Raw genomic sequence first — 15308 nt, forward strand, 5'->3', positions numbered from 1 at the left:
CTGCCAACTTCGATGGCGTGTTTGTGCGGGACCCCCGAAACGTCACCGCGACCGAGCGGTGGTGGTGGTGGTGGTGGTGGAACATTCCTCTCACGCACGAGCGATCGTCGTAAGGCGTCCAGGCGTACTCGATTGGGTGAAGATCACCGGGCGGACGCGAGCCGTCGGTACGCGGCGGCGACGTCGATCAGGATGTCGCCCCGGCGGACGTGCGCGGCGATCCACGGCGCGGCGGCCTCATGGAGCGCGAGCACCAGTCGCGCGCGGGACTCGGCGTCAGCCGTGGTCGCGAGCGCGTCGAGAACCTCGGCGACGGTGGGGTCCTGGGTCAGCGGGTCCGGGTCCGCACTCACCGAAGTCCGGTCCTCCCAGGCGAGTTGGGCCTCACTGCGACGGACGAGTTCGAGCACATGGGCGGCGCCGAAGTCCGCGGTCATCCGCAGGGCGGCGGCGAGTTGGCCGAGCAAGTGGTGGCGGTGCGACGGATCCGGGCTGACGGCGAGCCCGCGCAGGGAACGGCGGGCAACCCGACGCGCGGCGCGGACGTCGCGTTGTTCGGACAGGTAGGCGTTGAGTCGGGCAAACGGTGTCGGTGACATCGTGCGGCCGTGCACCTCCAGACTGGCGGTATCCGCACGACGTTAGGCCAGAGTTGATCAGGTTGGGCGGCGGACACCGGACAATGTCCAGCACCAGCCACCTTCGAGTGTCCTCTGGGGACAGATGGAGCCTGCCGCGGTGCTGGGCCCGCATCCCCGCCTGGAAGCGGTGTCCGCCTCCAGCGCCGTCGACGATCAGCACCTCTTCCCGCGCGCCGAGCTGTGCCTGGGCAAAGTGCTGGGTGGTGGCCTCGTAGCCGTCGATCATCTCCACGAGCCCGGCCCACACGGCTCAGCATCTTCGTCACCAGCCCGGCCCCGGACGGGTGCCCACGACTTGTGTCCTGTTCACGACATCGTCCGGTGGCGGACCGTGAAAGTCACGGAATCCGCCCTACAGTCGACCTGCGCCCGCGTCGCGGGCGCGCAGCGCCGGCTATCGGCAGGGGGTAGCCGGCGCGTCGGCGCCCGCCCGCACAGAAAGCCCTCGCGCGGGCGGGCCCCAGCTGACACCCCTGTCCCGCTGCCTTGGCCGTGCCATGCCACTGGCCGTCAAGGTCGACGTCGCACCGGCGCCGCCGGTCAGCGGCGGTCCGTGGGAGGAGGCTGCGTCCGGGCAGGGTCCGGCGCGTGCCGAAGTCGATCTCGCACCGGATGTCCGGGAGGAGCCCGGTTCCCGGGCACACCTCGGTGATGCCCGCGACGCCGCCCACCTCGGCGTTGAGTTCGTCGAGGGCGGGCAGCACCGCGGCCGGGTGACACTGCCGAACTCAGCGATCGCGCACACCATCCGAAGGTGCCGCACCTCCAGTTCCGTTGCCGTGGGGACAGTGCGCCGTCACCGCGGTGTCGGCTTGCCCCGCTGAGCGGGGAAGGCCGCGCCACTCAACCCGGCGGGCGACGCTTCGGGGGTGATCGTCGCGGGCGGGAACGGCGCCGCGACCGTGGTGGCGAACGTGTCGGTCGCCGGGGTGGACATCGTCCAGAACGGCTTGAACGTCGTGCCGGTCGCCCCGAGTCCGATGTAGTCGCCGACGAAGAAGCCCCGCGCGACCGGCGCCTGGCGCATGTCGAACGAGAACGGGGAGACGCGCTCCTCGCTCCAGGTGGCTCCGCCGTCGCTCGACCGCAGAACCCACACGTCGGTGACGAGCGGGGTGTCCGCGGTCGTGTCGTTGCGGAAGTCGTAGTGCAGGACCGCGATGTTGCCCTGGTCGTCGACCTCGATGGCCGGGGTGAACGCCTGGGTGGTCTCGACCGCGTTGATCCGCACGGCCGGTGTCCAGGTGAGTCCGCCGTCGGTCGACTTCGAGAACGCGATCTGGTCGCGCTGGAAGCCGGTCCACCGGGCGTCCTGCCACACCGCGTAGACCTCGTCGCGGCCCGACCGCTCGTCGGTCGCGATCGACGGGATGATGTCGCCGGTGCGGACCGGCGCGCCGTCGCGGGGATCGCGGACCCCGACCGCGCCGAGGCGGTCGACGACGATCTCCCCGCTCCAGGTCGTGCCCTTGTCCTCGGAGCGCAGCACCGAGATCGTGCCGCCCTGGCGGCCTTGCTTGTTGTCGTTGCGGAACACCGTCATGATGTTGACCAAGTCGCCCTCACCGGTGACCGAGATCTGGTTGCCGATGGTCTGGTCGTTCTGGCCCGGGTCGAAGATGTTGCGCGCGGGCTCCCAACTGGCCCCGCCGTTCGTCGTGCGGGTGAAGTAGGTGGGGCCGACGTAGGCCGCCGCGGTCAGGAACGACACCCCACCCGCCCGCTCATTGGGGAAGACCAGCCGGTCCCAGACCCCGTAAACCAGGTTGGGGTCGTACGGGTCCGCGGTCATCGAGTTCTTGTCGTTGAACACGTGCGGGTTGGTGTCGCGGATCAACTCCTGGGGCGGACCCCAGGTCAGTCCACCGTCGAGAGACTCGCTCACGAGCATGGCGTTGGCCAGGTCGCGGGTGTCGTTGAACGACAGGCTCATCTGGTAGGCGTGCCCGTCGGGCCCGAACGTGACCCACGGGTCTGTCGCGCGTTCGTAGTCGCCGAGCCCGCCGGGCGCGGCGCCCGCGCAGCGGGAGAACTTCGGCAGCGCGGCCAGGGAAGGCTGGGTCCAGGAGAGGCCGCCGTCGGCGGACACACTGGTGCCCAGTCCGCTCGCGCCGCCGCTGGAGAAGCGGTCCTGCTGGTACACGCCGATGAGTCGGCTCGGGTTCGTCGGATCGACGTCCACCCACGGCTCGACTTCGGAACCGACGTACAGGGTGCCGTTCTGCGGCGCCCCGTGGCAGTCCGGCGCGAACGGGCTCGGCCCGCTCGCCTGGCTGAGCGGGCCGACCACGGCCGCGGCGGGCGCCACCGCGAACGTGACGGTCAGGCCGGCTACCGCGATGACCGCGAGTGACACTGAATGGGCTCGTCTTGGCATGGGCGCATCGCCCTTCCCTTCTTTGCCCCCTCCCTAGACACTCGATCGGGCGATAGCGGGTGTTACACCTGCGGCTTGACGATTTGCTGCACAGCCCAGCCATTGCCGTCGGGATCGCTGAAGAACACGAACCGGCCCCACGGGAAGTCCTGGATCTCGCTCGCCTCGACCCCGTTCGCGACGAGGTCGGCCCGGGCCGCCTCGATGTCGGCCACCACGACCTGCAGCCCCTCGACCGAGCCCGGCGCCGCCTGGGTGATCCCGCTGCCAATGGCGATCGAGCACGCCGACCCGCGCGGGGTGAGCTGCACGAACCGGATGTCGTCGCTGACCAGGTGGTCGTGGTCGGCGACGAAGCCGACCCGCTCGGTGTAGAACGCCTTCGCCCGGTCCACGTCGGACACGGGCACCGCCACCAGTTCGAGCTTGCAGTCCATGGTCTGTCCTCTTTCGGTCGCGCTCGTTGACGTACCCAAGCTATGGACCATTGCGGACAGGTTCGGTCCTCAAGTCAGTCCGGGCGGACATTTCGCAGGGAAATTCCGTCCGAGTCGGAGATGCGGTCGGCGCCGATCGCGCGCAGCCCCTCCCCCAGGCGCTCGCGCGCTTGCCGCAGCAGGGTGAGCGAGTTCGTGGAGGTGCCCCGGACCGCCTCGCGGTCGAGGTCGGCGCCCTGCCCCTCGACCAGGAAGGTCTGCAGGGCGGCGGCGACCTCGTCGACCGCCTTGAGCGCCTGATAGATGGCGAAGTCCCGAGTGTCGTCGTCAGCCATGGCCCGAGTATCCGCCACCGCGCGCACCTCGGCCCGGTAAGGATCACATCGCCGAACCGTCGCGAGCCCGTAGGGTTTTCGCTGTGAGCGACGCACCAGACGAGCGGTCCGACGAACCTCGGTGGACGCGGCTGCGGCGGCTGCTGCGCGCGTCGGACCAGCACGAAGGCGTCCTCAAGACGGTGCGGACGGTCCGGCGGCTCGCGCCCGGCCACATGGCCCCCGCGATCGGCGACCGGCCGTCGGACCGCATCGCCCGGCTCATCAGCCAGGCCATGGCCGACCAGCCCAGCGCCGTGCGGGAACTCGGTCTCACCGCGGTGCAGGTGTGGCAGGCGCTCAGCGGCTCCGGCGGGGTGGCCGCCGACGGCGCCGAGATGACCATCCTGTTCACCGACCTCGTCGGCTTCTCCAGCTGGGCGCTGGCGGCGGGCGACGACCAGGTGCTGCGGCTGCTCGGCGAGGTCGGCCACGCCAGCGACAAGGTCATCAACCAGCACGGGGGCACGGTCGTCAAGTCGCTCGGGGACGGTGTGATGGCCGTCTTCCGCGACACCGGGCCCGCCATCGACGCCGCCTACGAGGCGTGCACCGCGATCAGCGCGATCACCATCGAGGGTTACCGCCCGCAGCTGCGCACCGGGCTGCACTCCGGCAGGCCCCGCCGGGTCGGCACCGACTACCTCGGTGTCGATGTCAACGTGGCCGCCCGGGTCGCCGCCGCGGCGGGCGGCGGCGAGGTGCTCGTGTCCGGTCCGGCGCTGGCCAACGTCGACACCGACCGCTACACCGTCCGGCGCAGGCGCCGCTTCCGCGCGAAGGGCACGCCCCGCGACCTGGAGGTGTTCTCGGTCGTCCCGCGCTACCGCGGTGGCAACGTACACGGTCGGTGACCACGGCGACACCCTTTTTCTCGGATAACCAGCGTAAACTGAGTGGGCCGGTGCCTCGCGCACGTCGGCCTTCGCGGTGACGCGATGCCGCAGCACCAGCCGGTCGCAAGCCCGGGGACAGGAGCGCCGGCATGACGTCCGGCCTATTCGACCACCGCGCCACGGCCCGAGCGTTCACCGAGCGCGCCGACGCCCGGGTCACCCTGAAACCGCCGGACGCGGCAAAGGGATTCTTCGACGGCGGCTGGTGGCCACGCTCCCGGGAACCCGTCGCGGAGTTCTCCGCGCTGATCTCCAGTCTCGCCGAGCGGTCCGGCCCGGTCGACCGGATCGGCTACAGCCGCGGGTCATGGGACACCGCGCCCGACCGGCTCCTCGTGGGCGAGAACACCGTGCGGCTGCAGGGTTTTCGCGCGATGAACGCGCACACGATCGTCCTCATCGGACCGAACCTCCGTCGGTTCACGCTGCTCGTCGTGCCCGCGCACGCTGCCGCCGACCTCGCGAACACGGCACTGGACACGGTGGCCGCGGCGGACTGCGTCGCCGACGCCGCCCACATTCTCACCGCTATTTCCCCATTCTGAACGGAAGTCCTTCTCGATGGCTCTCCTCACTCTCGGCGTCCTTTCCCAGTCCAGCAAGGAGAACGAACACCGGCGGCCGATTCACCCGCTGCACTTCGACCGGATCGACGCCGACCTGCGCGCGCAGATGTATCTCGAGACCGGATACGGCGACCTCTTCGACGTCCCCGACGAGGAACTGGCGCCGCTCGTGGCGGGCATCCGCTCGCGCGAGTGGCTGATCGCCGAGTGCGACGTCATCCTCAACCCCAAGCCGCTGGCCAAGGACGTCGACACCCTGCGCGAGGGGCAGGTGCTCTGGGGCTGGCCGCACTGCGTCCAGGACGCGGCGGTCACCCAGTCGGCGATCGACAGCAGGCTGACCCTGATCGCGTTCGAGGCGATGAACCACTGGACCGCCGACGGCCGGTTCAACCTGCATGTGTTCCACAAGAACAACGAACTGGCGGGCTACTGCTCGGTGATCCACGCGCTGCAGCTCACCGGGAGCACCGGAGACTACGGCCGCAGGCTGCGCGCGGTCGTCATCGGCTTCGGCGCCACCGCCCGCGGCGCGGTCACCGCGCTCAACGCCCACGGCGTGCACGACGTGCACATCCTCACCGGCCGGGGCGTCACCGCGGTCAGCTCGCCGATCCACTCGGCGAACATCGTCCACCTGGAGGCCGACGACACCGACCCGCGCGGCAGCCACGCGTTGACCGACAGCGGCCGCAAGCCGCTGCCCGATTTCCTCGCCGAGCACGACATTGTCGTCAACTGCGTGCTGCAGGACACCGACGCGCCGCTGATGTTCCTGATGGAGGAGGACCTCGACCGGTTCGCTCCGCGCAGCCTCATCATCGACGTCTCCTGCGACGAGGGCATGGGTTTCAGCTGGGCGGTGCCGACGACGTTCACCGAGCCGATGTTCACCGTGGGCGACCGGGTCCGCTACTACGCCGTGGACCACAGCCCGTCGCACCTGTGGGACGCCGCCACCTGGGAGATCAGCGAGGCCCTGCTCCCCCACCTGCGGACCGTGCTGTCGGGACCGGAGGCCTGGGAGGCCGACGCCACCATCGGCCGGGCCATCGAGATCCGCGACGGCGTCATCCGCAACCCGAGCATCCTGGCCTTCCAGGGCCGCGCCCCCGAGCACCCGCACGAGCGGCTCACCCCAGTCGGGTAGTGACGTGCGCCACTCCCGGGAACAAACCGGCGACGCCGGTGGTTGAGCCTGATGGTCGTCAATTTTGTGTTCGTGTGTCAAAGCTCGCGGAAACGATGGTTGCGGGCGCTCTCTCTCTTGTTGGACAAGCTGGAGATGTCGTCGTCTGACCCGACCCGGGTACCGCGGTTTCGCGGAACCCGATCCAGCACCACAAGTAGGAGAATTCAATGACTCAGGGAACCGTGAAGTGGTTCAACGCCGAAAAGGGTTTCGGCTTCATCGCCCATGAGGGCGGCCCCGACGTGTTCGTGCACTACTCGGAGATCGACTCCAACGGCTTCCGCAGCCTGGACGAGAACCAGCACGTCGAGTTCGAGATCACCCAGGGCCCCAAGGGCCCGCAGGCCGTCGGTGTGCGCATCGTCTAAGCAACACCCCCGGACTACCGGCCCCTCGACCCATTCACGGGTCGAGGGGCCGTTCGTGTTGTGACCGACGGTGTACCGTCGAGGATGCGAGAGGTGAGAAAATGACTGCGTTCGCTCCCACCAACAAGGTGTCCACTCCGACGCTGCCCGAGGGCTGGCCGATCGGCTCCTACGACAGCTACGACGAGGCCCAGCGCGCCGTCGACCACTTGGCGCGCAAAGACTTCCCGGTCGAGACGCTGACCATCGTCGGCATCGACCCGATGCTCGTCGAGCGGGTGGACGGCAAGCTGACCTGGGGCCGTGTCCTCGGCGCGGGCGCCGCGTCCGGCGCCTGGCTCGGCCTGATGGTCGGCCTGCTGCTCAGCCTGGTCACCGAGGGCGGCGCCCTGGCGCCGATCCTCATCGGCCTGGTCACCGGCCTCGGCTTCGGCATGGCGTCGGGCGCCCTCAAGTACCGCCCGGCGAAGGGCAAGCGCGACTTCGTCTCGCACAGCCAGCTCGTGGCCCGCCGCTACGACGTGCTCAGCCTGCCCCGCACCGCCGAGCAGGGCCGCGACATCCTCGCCCAGCTCACCCTGGCGCGACCGCCCAGGGGCTAGGTCCTGTCCTGACCGTCACCGCTCCTCCTCGATGTCGACGAAGCGGACGGCCGCGGCCCCGATGTCCCAGCTCTGGGTCCGGTCGTAGCCGCGGGCGGGCAGCCAGGTCACCACGACGTTGACCCGCCGCCGCAGGTGCGCGGCGAGCCGTTCCAGGAACGCGCGCACCTGCCCGGCGTCGAACGGGTCCTCGCACGCCAGGAACGACATCGCGCCGCGGTTGGACACCGCCTGCAGCACGCTCAGGTCGAACCAGCCGCCGCCCGGCACCTCCATCGTCCATTTCGGACTGCCGTGGCCCACCCAGATGACCTCGGCGCCGGGCAGCCAGGCCTGCCGCTCACCGCCGCAGTACCGGTTCGCCCGGCTGACCGCCACCGCGTTGCGCCCGCGCAACGTGCGCAGCAGCTCCTGCGGCCCCGGGAACCCCCACCGCACGAGATAGCTGCCGACCGTCGTCGCGCCGAGCACCACCATGAACTCGCGGTTGATCAGCTCCGTCACCGCCTGCCGGGTCCACACCCGGTACCGCAGGCCGATCGCGTCCGGGGTGTGCCGCATGATCGTCCGCGCGACCCACAGCTGCTGGGCGGCGGCCAGGGCGAGCTGCTCGCCCGGCCTGCGCCCGCGCCTGCCGGGGACGAACGCGCTGTCCCCGCGGTCCCGGTACTCGCGCACCCACAGCCCGACCGTCTGCCGGGACACCCCGAAGAGCCTCGCGGCGTCCACCTGGGCCATTCCCGCCTCGACCGCCGCGACCACCCGCCTGCGCAGGTCCGCGAGCACGTTGGCGGGCAACGCCCGGGGATCCCCGGTCACCAGTGGCACAGAACCCATCCGCCTCCGCCTTCCTTGAGGATGACCGGTCAACGACGGCACGAGCAGGGGGTCTCGTACTGTCGGTGGCAAGTCACGTGGTGTTCACGGGATTCACTTGGCGGTGACCGGAACCCGGATCGTGGTCTGGTCGATCGGGGACGTGCGCACCACGACGGCGAGTTCCCACTCCCCCGGCATCGGCAGGCCGACGTCGAGGGAGACGTAGTGCGCGGGCCCGCCGGGCGCCAGCTTCACTGGGATCGGGCCGATCCCGGCGGCGGCGAGCCGAAGCTCGGCCCGCACCTCCGGCACGGTCTTGGGTTTGCCGACGGCGTCGAGCACCGCGAGGTGCAGTTCGTTCTTGCCGACCTTCGACGGGGTCAGCACCATCGCCACCTGCCCCTTGCCGTGGAACCCGCCCGCGTCGAACGGCACCGCCACCGACAGCGGGCCTGCCGCGGCCTTGGGCGGGTTGGTCAGCCGCTCCTGTTCGGCCCGCGCGGGCTCGGCCGCGGCGAGGCTCGCGGTGACGCCGAGCAGCGCCACCGCGAGCACCATCTCGGCCACGACCACCTTGCGGAACCGGCCCACCTCAGCGGTCTCCGGTCCGCGCTTGGCCCGGCGCTTCTCGGTCACGGTGGCGACCTCGAACCCGTAGTGCCGGTGCACCCAGCGGCGGGCGATCGCACCGGAGCCCAGCAGCACGCCGACGAGCGCCAGCTTCCCGAGCAGCCACCAGCCATAGGTGGTGCCGACCAGCGCGGAGAACGTGCCGACCTGCCGCCAACCCTGGTACAGCCCGGTCACCGCGACCACGAGAACACAGACCCCCGCCGTCGTGGAGAACCTGGGGACGGCGGTCCGCATCGCCGTGATGTCGCCGGAGCGCAGCAGGACCGCGATCGCGGGCAGCCCGCCGAGCCAGACGCCGATGGCCGCGAGATGAATGAGTCCTATTGGGACGGTCAGTGGCGCGAGCGTGTCCGCGGCGCCGTGCGCCACGAGACTCCAGGTCGCGGCGAGGATTCCCGCACCCGCCAGCACCACGATCCCCCGGCGCGCCCGCTGCCGGACGGGCAGGTCGCCCGCGGTCTCGTCGCGGCGCAGGTAGCGCAACAGGAGCACGAAAGCGATGCCCAACAACAAGATCCGGGTCACCAGGCCGAGGCCGATCCGGCTGTCCACGGTCGCGCCGAGAACAGCCGGATCGACGATCCTCCTGAGGGATCCGCCGCTCGCGTACGGCCCGTAGAGCCCCAGGGCCGCCACGGAGGCGGCGGTCGCCGTTCCCGCGCCGACCACCGCCAGGCGTCGGACCCCGCGCCGCGCCCGCGCTCCCGGCCAGCACACGGCGATGACGAACGCGGTCCCGACCAACAGCGCGAAACCGGCCGTGGCCAGCCACCGGGCCACACCGTACAACGCCGCCGCGGCACCGTTTCCGGCCGCCGTCGCGGCGGCCGACGCGGGCGCGGTGGCCTCGCGGACGCTGAAGGTGAAGGCACCCTGGATCGGATGGGTGTCGGCCGAGACCACCCGCCACGACACGGTGTACGTGCCGTTGGCGAGCGTCTCCGGTATCCGCACGGACACCGTGTCCTGCTTGCCCTCCGGATGTTGCGGCATCCCGAGTCCCGCGATGTCGTTGCCGCGCGGGCCGATCAGCCGGATGCCGGCCAGGCCGACGTCGACCGACTCGGTGAACCGCAGCGACACGTCCTTGGGCGAGTCGCCGAGCAGTTGCCACCCGCCCGGCGTGGACGAGACCAGCACGGCGTGCGCCGACGCCGGCGTCGGGTTGACGAGCATGGCGAACAGGGCGGTCAGGAAGGCGGCGAACGCCAGCCGCGCGCGGGACTGTGTTAGACACGGGCGACGCGGGACAGCCTGCGACAGCACGGACATCACGACTCCAGGAATGGTCAGACCTGCGCCTTCTCCTTGACGGGAACACGGGCGGGCGGGATCGCCGACCTCGGCGGGGCGGCCCGGCGCCGGACGGCGGGCAGCACGGCCACACAGGCGGCGAGCGCGCCGAACGCGGTCACCACGCCGACCAGGCCGAGCACCCGGGCGAGCACGTCGGTGCCCGCGTCGGACGCCGCGGCGGGCGCGGCCAGGGTCAGCACCGGCGCGGGGTACTCCGGCTCCGCGGCGCCGTCGCTCGGCGTCTCGATCCACCGCACGACCTCACCGTCGGAGTAGGTCTGCAAGGCCTTGAACACCAGCCGGTCGGCGCCTGCGGGCAGCGGGCCGAAGGACACCGGGAACTCGGCGAACTCGCCGGGCTTGATCTCCCCGCCCTCCCAGGTGATCGACTCGACGCCCTCGGTCAGCTTCGCCCCGCCGTGGTGGCTGACCGGGACGTCGAGCTTGCGGGTCTTCACCGTCGCGGTCCAGCCCGCGGGCGGCGCGACCGACGCCCGGCCGAACGGGTGGTCGGCCGGGAAACTCACCTCCAGCCGGACCGTCGACGCGGTCTCCTTCTCGTTGGGGACGCGGAAAGTGGCCTTGGTGTATTTGCCGGGCACGGCACCGTCCGCCGACACGGACACGTGCGCGAGCGCGGTGTGCGCGCCGAGGATCATCGCGGCCCCCGCGATGACCGCCACGGCAAGAACGCGGATCGCCGCCGAGATGGAACGTGACATGGGAATCCCTTTCGTACTCAGGCGAACGGTCAGCTGTGCGGGTGGGCGGGAGCCGGGCCGCCCAGGGGCTCCACCGGCGCCGGGACGCCGGGCACGAGCGGCAGGGCGGGCAGCGCGGGCAGCGGGAGCGCGGGCAGCGGAAGCCTTGGCACGGGCAGGTTCGGCACCGCGGTCGGCAACTTGCCGAGTTCGGGCAGCGCGACCGCGGCCGGGTCGACGTGCAGGATCGACACCAGCCCGCTCATGCCCTCGTGCGTCTCGGAGTGGGAGAAGATGTGGCAGTGCAGCATCCACTTGCCCGGCTTGGTGGGGACGAACACGATGTCGTAGGTCTGCCCGACGCCGAGCAGCAGGGTGTCCATCCGCTGCGGGAACGGCAGCCGCTTCCCGTCCTGGGCAACGAGTTCGAAGAATCCGCCGTGCAGGTGCATCGGGTGGATCATCTCGGGGCCGGTGCCGATGAGCCGGAACCGCACCCGCTCGCCGACCCGGGCGCGCAGCGGGGCCGTCGCCGGGAAGCTCTTGCCGTTGATGACGAACCCGAGCGCGCCGTCGCCGGTCATGATCCGGTAGTCGCGGTCGGACGGGATGTCGCCGAGGCGGGGCACGATCTCCAGTGAGCCGTAGACGCCCTTGCTCTCCTGCTCGCCGTGGTGGTGCGAGTGGTACCAGTGGCTTCCGGTGCTGATCGCGGTCCACTCGTAGGTGTAGGTCGTCCCGGGCTCGATCGGCGGCTGCGTGAGCATCGGCACGCCGTCCTGGTCGTTGGGCAGGTCCATGCCGTGCCAGTGCAGGGCGGTCTCCTCGGGCATGTCGTTCTTGACGACGAAGCGCACCCGGTCGCCCTCGTTGACCCGGATCACCGGGCCCGGGATCAGACCGTTGATGCTGTAGCCCGGTTTGACCACGCCCGGCTTGGTCTCCCACTGCTTGGGGGCGATGGTCAGGGTGAAAACCTTGACCCCGTCGACGATGCGCCACTGCGCGAGGCGGGTGCCGTCACCGAGGTCATCGCCGCCACCGGACTGCGCCCGCGCGGCCGCGGCGACCGGGGACACGTCGACGGGGAGCGACTCCTTGGCTGTGGGCGCGGAGGAACTCGAGATCAGCGTGCCGAGAAGGGCGATCACCGAGACCAGGGCGAACGTGAGGGCGGGCTTGGTGGCGAACCCGCGCGGCGATTGCGGAGAACTCATGGCTTTCCTTTCCGTCGACCGGTGGGTCGGGGAGCCGTCCGGCTACGGCTCCCCGACCCGCTATCCGGCGGTTATGAACAATCGGTCGCGTAGGTGACCGGGTGCCGCTGACGGCAGGTCAACTGGTCGTTGACCGCGTTGCTGGGCGCGTTCTGGACCCAACCCTCGTAGGCCAGCGGAATGGCGAGAACGCCCTGTCCGCCGAAACCGGCCCACTTGGTGATGGTTCCGTCGTTCTTGGTGCCCGCGTTGCCGTCGAGGACGAACTTGCCGACCACCTCGGCGTCGGCGGGGCTGCCGTCGCCGTTCGGGTCGGGGTCGACCACGGCCAGCGTGTTGGCGAACTTGCTGGAGACGTAGGCGTAGTAGCCGCCGCCCTTCTTCGCCCCGTAGTTGATGCCGTGACATCCGGCGTCACACGGCAGCCACTTGACGATCTCGTCGGTCTTGGGGTCGATCACGGTGATGTTGGACGTCAACGTGTTCGCCACCAGGAGCGCCGAGTTGTCCGGCGACACGGGAAGCTGGATGGGCAGACCGCCGAACGGTCCGGTACCACCCGCCACCGGGTCGTAGCTGCCCCACAGGTTGATGCTCTTGTGCTTGGACTTCGCACTGCCGTCGACACAGGCGTCTTCGTAGTTGGAGATACACGAGACGGTCGCGCCGAGGAAGTCGGCCATGTACGTCTTCTTGCCGTCCGGCGTCATGCCCGTGGCGATCGGCATCTCGCCGGTCTTCTCGTGCCTGATGTTGCCGGTCGGGATGTCGACCAGGGTCGCGTTGTTGGTGTTGACGTTCGGCGTCGCCATGATCTTGGCGTCACCGGTCATCCAGTGGGCGTGCGGGTGGGCGATCTTGCCGCCCGGCGCCTGAACCGGAAGACGTCGATCGATCCGGGTGCCGCCCGGCGCGATCTCCAGGACGGAGCCACCGCCGTTGATGGCCACGTGGAGCTGGTCGGTGTCGGTCCGGCTCATCACGTGCGACGGGTCGGGGCCGACTTCGAGCTGGCGGATGAACTTGCCGGTCTTGAGATCGTAGGTGTTCATCTCATCGCCGAACCACTCATTGCCGTAGAGGACAGTCTCGTTCTTGTCCGTCCACATGTTGTGGATGTTGTTCTGGTTGATCTCCGGTGCGGAGATCTTCTGCTCGACGTTCCAGCTCGCGGTGTCGACCTTGGTGATCGAGCCGGTCTTGGTCTTCTCCGCGTACTCCTCCATCTGGGTCGCGATCCAGACGTCACCGACACCGGGCACGGACGGCTTCTTGCCCAGGGCGGGCAGCTTCTTCGGGAAGCCGAACTTGCTCTTGAGGTACGAGTCGAGGCTGGGGACCAGTTCCGGCCTGCCCTTGTCGTCGTACATCAGGATCGGGGCGGGCGGGAACTGCGGGTTCCAGGTCCGCTCCTCGGTGTCGCTGAAGGTCTGCCAGTTGCTCTCCACCGTGATGACGAAGAACTTCTGCACCAGCTGGGCGATGATGTCGGCGTTCGACGGGACGCTCAGACCGCGAGCGTTGACGCCGAGCTTCTTGCCGAAGTCAAGGCCGAGCGTGAGCGGGTCGTCCACCACGATCGCACCCAGCATGTACGGGTGGATCTTGCAGGTGAACGCGTACAGACCGGGCTCGGTGAGCTGGTAGCTCGTCGCACCGACGAAGGCGCCCGGCACGTCCGCCGGGAAGCCCTTGGCGCCCTCGGGCCAGATGAGGCTCGTGGGCGTGTGCGCCGACTCGGCGTCCGGGTTGGCGATGTTGAAGTTCACCGTGACCGGCAGCTGGACGTCGTTCTCGGCGAAGGTCCGGAGGTCTTCGAGCAGGTCCTCCAGCTCGGGGCCGACCGGCAGGCTGTCCAGCGAGATCGGGGCGTCGGCCGGGAGGGCCCGCACCTGGCTGGTCAGCTGGTCGAGCAGCGAGTTCGCCTTGCTGATCCGCTGGTCGCCCGTGGGGAGCAACTGGAAGATCGCCTGACGCATGGCGTCGAGGTTGAACAGCGAGTTCGGGTCGACCCCGAGGTCGCCGAGCAACGGCAGGCCGCCCTTGCCGAGCACGCTGTTGACCTGGGTGATGTTGTCCAGGTTCAGCGTCTTGGCCGCGTCGAGACCGGCCAGGAGGCCGCCGCCGAGCAGCGGGACGGTGGTGCCGTCCAGCAGCGGGAGGCTGCCGCCGCCGAGCAGCGGGATGTCACCCGTGCCCGGGAGACCGCCGCCGAGGCCCGGGAGCAGGCCGCCGACATCCGGCAGGCCCGGCAGGGCTCCGCCGCCGCCACCGGGGAGACCCGGCAGGCCCGGCAGACCGCCACCGGGCAAGCCCGGCAGGCCGGCGCCGAGGTCAGGCAGACCCGGGAGCGCGCCGCCGCCGACACCGGGCAGCAGGCCGCCCACGTCCGGCAGACCGCCGCCACCGAGCAGCGGGATGCCCGACGGGTTCACCGACGGGACCCCGTTGAGCACGGAGCCGAGGTTGACGCGCGGCAGGACCGCCACGGCGAGCGACTGGCCGATCGACGGGCCCAGGTTGATGTTCGTGTCGAACCAGGAGCCGTTGGCGTCGGTCAGGTCGAACGACACCGGCAGCGGTCCGACGCCGACCGGGGCACCGCCGGGGGCGCTGGTCGCGGTGCCGCCGCCGCCACCGGGCGGCGGGGTCGCCGTCGGAGGCTGGGTGGCCGTCGGCGCCGTTGTGGACGTCGAGCTGGTCGGGGGCGCCGTGGTCGTGGTGGGCGAGGGGCCACCACTCTCGACGACGACCCGGCCCACCATGTCGGGGTGGAACTTGCACCGGTAGTCGACGGTGCCCGGGCCGGTGAAGGTGAACGAGTAGGACGCTCCCGGACCGAGGTCCGGCGACGCGAGCGGTCCGCCCGTCACGCTGTGGATCACCGAGTCCGAATTGGACCAGGTGACGGTGTCCCCGACGGCGACGGTCATCGACGCCGGGTTGTACTGCAGGTTCTGCATAGTCACCGAGTGGGTCGCCGCCAGGGCAGGGGACGGGACCGCGGCGCCCAGGATGCCGAGCGCGAGGACTGACGACGCGGCGATGAACCGGGTCGTCCGGGAGCGGCGCGGGGCGCCCCTCCCGGACGGGAACATCCGCGGCGAATAGTGACGCGACGAGCGCATGCCATTCCCTTCTTATCGGGTTCGGGCAGCGCGATCCCGCGCAGGGTGAGATCGCGCTACC

At 70.3% G+C, this 15308-nt stretch carries 15 protein-coding genes; 6 read left to right on the forward strand and 9 right to left on the reverse strand.

Annotated features, from left to right (window positions below):
• Window positions 1–143 precede the first annotated feature (143 nt).
• Window positions 144–599 carry a hypothetical protein gene (locus ACUZ2Y_RS12720; RefSeq protein ID WP_476330309.1) on the reverse strand — a complete coding sequence of 152 codons (456 nt, stop codon included), beginning with the start codon at window positions 597–599 and terminating at the stop codon, window positions 144–146.
• A gap of 630 nt (window positions 600–1229) precedes the next feature.
• Between ACUZ2Y_RS12720 and ACUZ2Y_RS12725 the strand changes: the two genes are divergently transcribed.
• Window positions 1230–1358 (forward strand): hypothetical protein, encoded by a 129-nt coding sequence (locus ACUZ2Y_RS12725; RefSeq protein ID WP_476330312.1) that lies wholly within the window; start codon window positions 1230–1232, stop codon window positions 1356–1358.
• A 79-nt stretch (window positions 1359–1437) separates the two neighbouring features.
• Here the strand turns inward: ACUZ2Y_RS12725 and ACUZ2Y_RS12730 are convergent, their stop codons facing one another.
• From ACUZ2Y_RS12730 to ACUZ2Y_RS12740, 3 genes are all read right to left on the reverse strand, one after another.
• Window positions 1438–2997 carry a sialidase family protein gene (locus ACUZ2Y_RS12730; protein WP_476330314.1) on the reverse strand — a complete coding sequence of 520 codons (1560 nt, stop codon included), beginning with the start codon at window positions 2995–2997 and terminating at the stop codon, window positions 1438–1440.
• An 83-nt stretch (window positions 2998–3080) separates the two neighbouring features.
• Complete coding sequence (locus ACUZ2Y_RS12735; RefSeq protein ID WP_476330317.1) at window positions 3081–3455, reverse strand: VOC family protein; 375 nt, start codon at window positions 3453–3455, stop codon at window positions 3081–3083.
• Window positions 3456–3529: 74 nt separating this feature from the next.
• On the reverse strand, window positions 3530–3790 hold the full coding sequence (locus tag ACUZ2Y_RS12740; RefSeq protein ID WP_476330319.1) for a hypothetical protein: 261 nt from the start codon (window positions 3788–3790) through the stop codon (window positions 3530–3532).
• Between the two features lie 83 nt (window positions 3791–3873).
• On the opposite strand from ACUZ2Y_RS12740, the gene ACUZ2Y_RS12745 reads away from it, so the two are divergent.
• From ACUZ2Y_RS12745 to ACUZ2Y_RS12765, 5 genes are all read left to right on the forward strand, one after another.
• Entirely contained in the window at window positions 3874–4683 is an 810-nt protein-coding gene (locus ACUZ2Y_RS12745; protein ID WP_476330321.1) for an adenylate/guanylate cyclase domain-containing protein, read from the forward strand.
• A gap of 131 nt (window positions 4684–4814) precedes the next feature.
• Entirely contained in the window at window positions 4815–5270 is a 456-nt protein-coding gene (locus ACUZ2Y_RS12750; protein WP_476330324.1) for a DUF5994 family protein, read from the forward strand.
• Window positions 5271–5286: 16 nt separating this feature from the next.
• Window positions 5287–6441: a N(5)-(carboxyethyl)ornithine synthase gene (locus tag ACUZ2Y_RS12755; RefSeq protein ID WP_476330326.1), complete on the forward strand. Its 1155-nt coding sequence runs from the start codon at window positions 5287–5289 to the stop codon at window positions 6439–6441.
• 209 nt (window positions 6442–6650) lie between these two features.
• Window positions 6651–6851, forward strand: coding sequence for a cold-shock protein (locus ACUZ2Y_RS12760; RefSeq protein ID WP_476330329.1), 201 nt, complete (start codon window positions 6651–6653; stop codon window positions 6849–6851).
• A gap of 101 nt (window positions 6852–6952) precedes the next feature.
• Window positions 6953–7453: a YflT domain-containing protein gene (locus ACUZ2Y_RS12765; protein ID WP_476330331.1), complete on the forward strand. Its 501-nt coding sequence runs from the start codon at window positions 6953–6955 to the stop codon at window positions 7451–7453.
• A gap of 15 nt (window positions 7454–7468) precedes the next feature.
• On the opposite strand, the gene ACUZ2Y_RS12770 is transcribed toward ACUZ2Y_RS12765, so the two are convergent.
• The 5 genes from ACUZ2Y_RS12770 to ACUZ2Y_RS12790 all read right to left on the reverse strand — a co-directional run bounded on the left by ACUZ2Y_RS12770 (window position 7469) and on the right by ACUZ2Y_RS12790 (window position 15247).
• Window positions 7469–8290 carry a helix-turn-helix domain-containing protein gene (locus tag ACUZ2Y_RS12770; RefSeq protein ID WP_476330333.1) on the reverse strand — a complete coding sequence of 274 codons (822 nt, stop codon included), beginning with the start codon at window positions 8288–8290 and terminating at the stop codon, window positions 7469–7471.
• Window positions 8291–8383: 93 nt separating this feature from the next.
• On the reverse strand, window positions 8384–10177 hold the full coding sequence (locus tag ACUZ2Y_RS12775) for a copper resistance protein CopC (protein ID WP_476330335.1): 1794 nt from the start codon (window positions 10175–10177) through the stop codon (window positions 8384–8386).
• 17 nt (window positions 10178–10194) lie between these two features.
• Window positions 10195–10923, reverse strand: a complete 729-nt coding sequence (locus ACUZ2Y_RS12780; protein WP_476330338.1) for a YcnI family protein — start codon at window positions 10921–10923, stop codon at window positions 10195–10197.
• A gap of 29 nt (window positions 10924–10952) precedes the next feature.
• Window positions 10953–12119 carry a multicopper oxidase family protein gene (locus tag ACUZ2Y_RS12785; protein WP_476330340.1) on the reverse strand — a complete coding sequence of 389 codons (1167 nt, stop codon included), beginning with the start codon at window positions 12117–12119 and terminating at the stop codon, window positions 10953–10955.
• A gap of 71 nt (window positions 12120–12190) precedes the next feature.
• Complete coding sequence (locus tag ACUZ2Y_RS12790) at window positions 12191–15247, reverse strand: cupredoxin domain-containing protein (RefSeq protein ID WP_476330343.1); 3057 nt, start codon at window positions 15245–15247, stop codon at window positions 12191–12193.
• Window positions 15248–15308 lie beyond the last annotated feature (61 nt).

It is taken from the genome of Actinokineospora sp. UV203 (assembly GCF_056323665.1).

Coding starts and splice junctions, on each gene's coding strand:
- ACUZ2Y_RS12720 (WP_476330309.1), bottom strand. CDS start 599: ATGTCACCGACACCGTTTGCCCGACTCAACGCCTACCTGTCCGAACAA.
- ACUZ2Y_RS12735 (WP_476330317.1), bottom strand. CDS start 3,455: ATGGACTGCAAGCTCGAACTGGTGGCGGTGCCCGTGTCCGACGTGGAC.
- ACUZ2Y_RS12740 (WP_476330319.1), bottom strand. CDS start 3,790: ATGGCTGACGACGACACTCGGGACTTCGCCATCTATCAGGCGCTCAAG.
- ACUZ2Y_RS12750 (WP_476330324.1), top strand. CDS start 4,815: ATGACGTCCGGCCTATTCGACCACCGCGCCACGGCCCGAGCGTTCACC.
- ACUZ2Y_RS12755 (WP_476330326.1), top strand. CDS start 5,287: ATGGCTCTCCTCACTCTCGGCGTCCTTTCCCAGTCCAGCAAGGAGAAC.
- ACUZ2Y_RS12760 (WP_476330329.1), top strand. CDS start 6,651: ATGACTCAGGGAACCGTGAAGTGGTTCAACGCCGAAAAGGGTTTCGGC.
- ACUZ2Y_RS12765 (WP_476330331.1), top strand. CDS start 6,953: ATGACTGCGTTCGCTCCCACCAACAAGGTGTCCACTCCGACGCTGCCC.
- ACUZ2Y_RS12770 (WP_476330333.1), bottom strand. CDS start 8,290: ATGGGTTCTGTGCCACTGGTGACCGGGGATCCCCGGGCGTTGCCCGCC.
- ACUZ2Y_RS12775 (WP_476330335.1), bottom strand. CDS start 10,177: ATGTCCGTGCTGTCGCAGGCTGTCCCGCGTCGCCCGTGTCTAACACAG.
- ACUZ2Y_RS12780 (WP_476330338.1), bottom strand. CDS start 10,923: ATGTCACGTTCCATCTCGGCGGCGATCCGCGTTCTTGCCGTGGCGGTC.
- ACUZ2Y_RS12785 (WP_476330340.1), bottom strand. CDS start 12,119: ATGAGTTCTCCGCAATCGCCGCGCGGGTTCGCCACCAAGCCCGCCCTC.
- ACUZ2Y_RS12790 (WP_476330343.1), bottom strand. CDS start 15,247: ATGCGCTCGTCGCGTCACTATTCGCCGCGGATGTTCCCGTCCGGGAGG.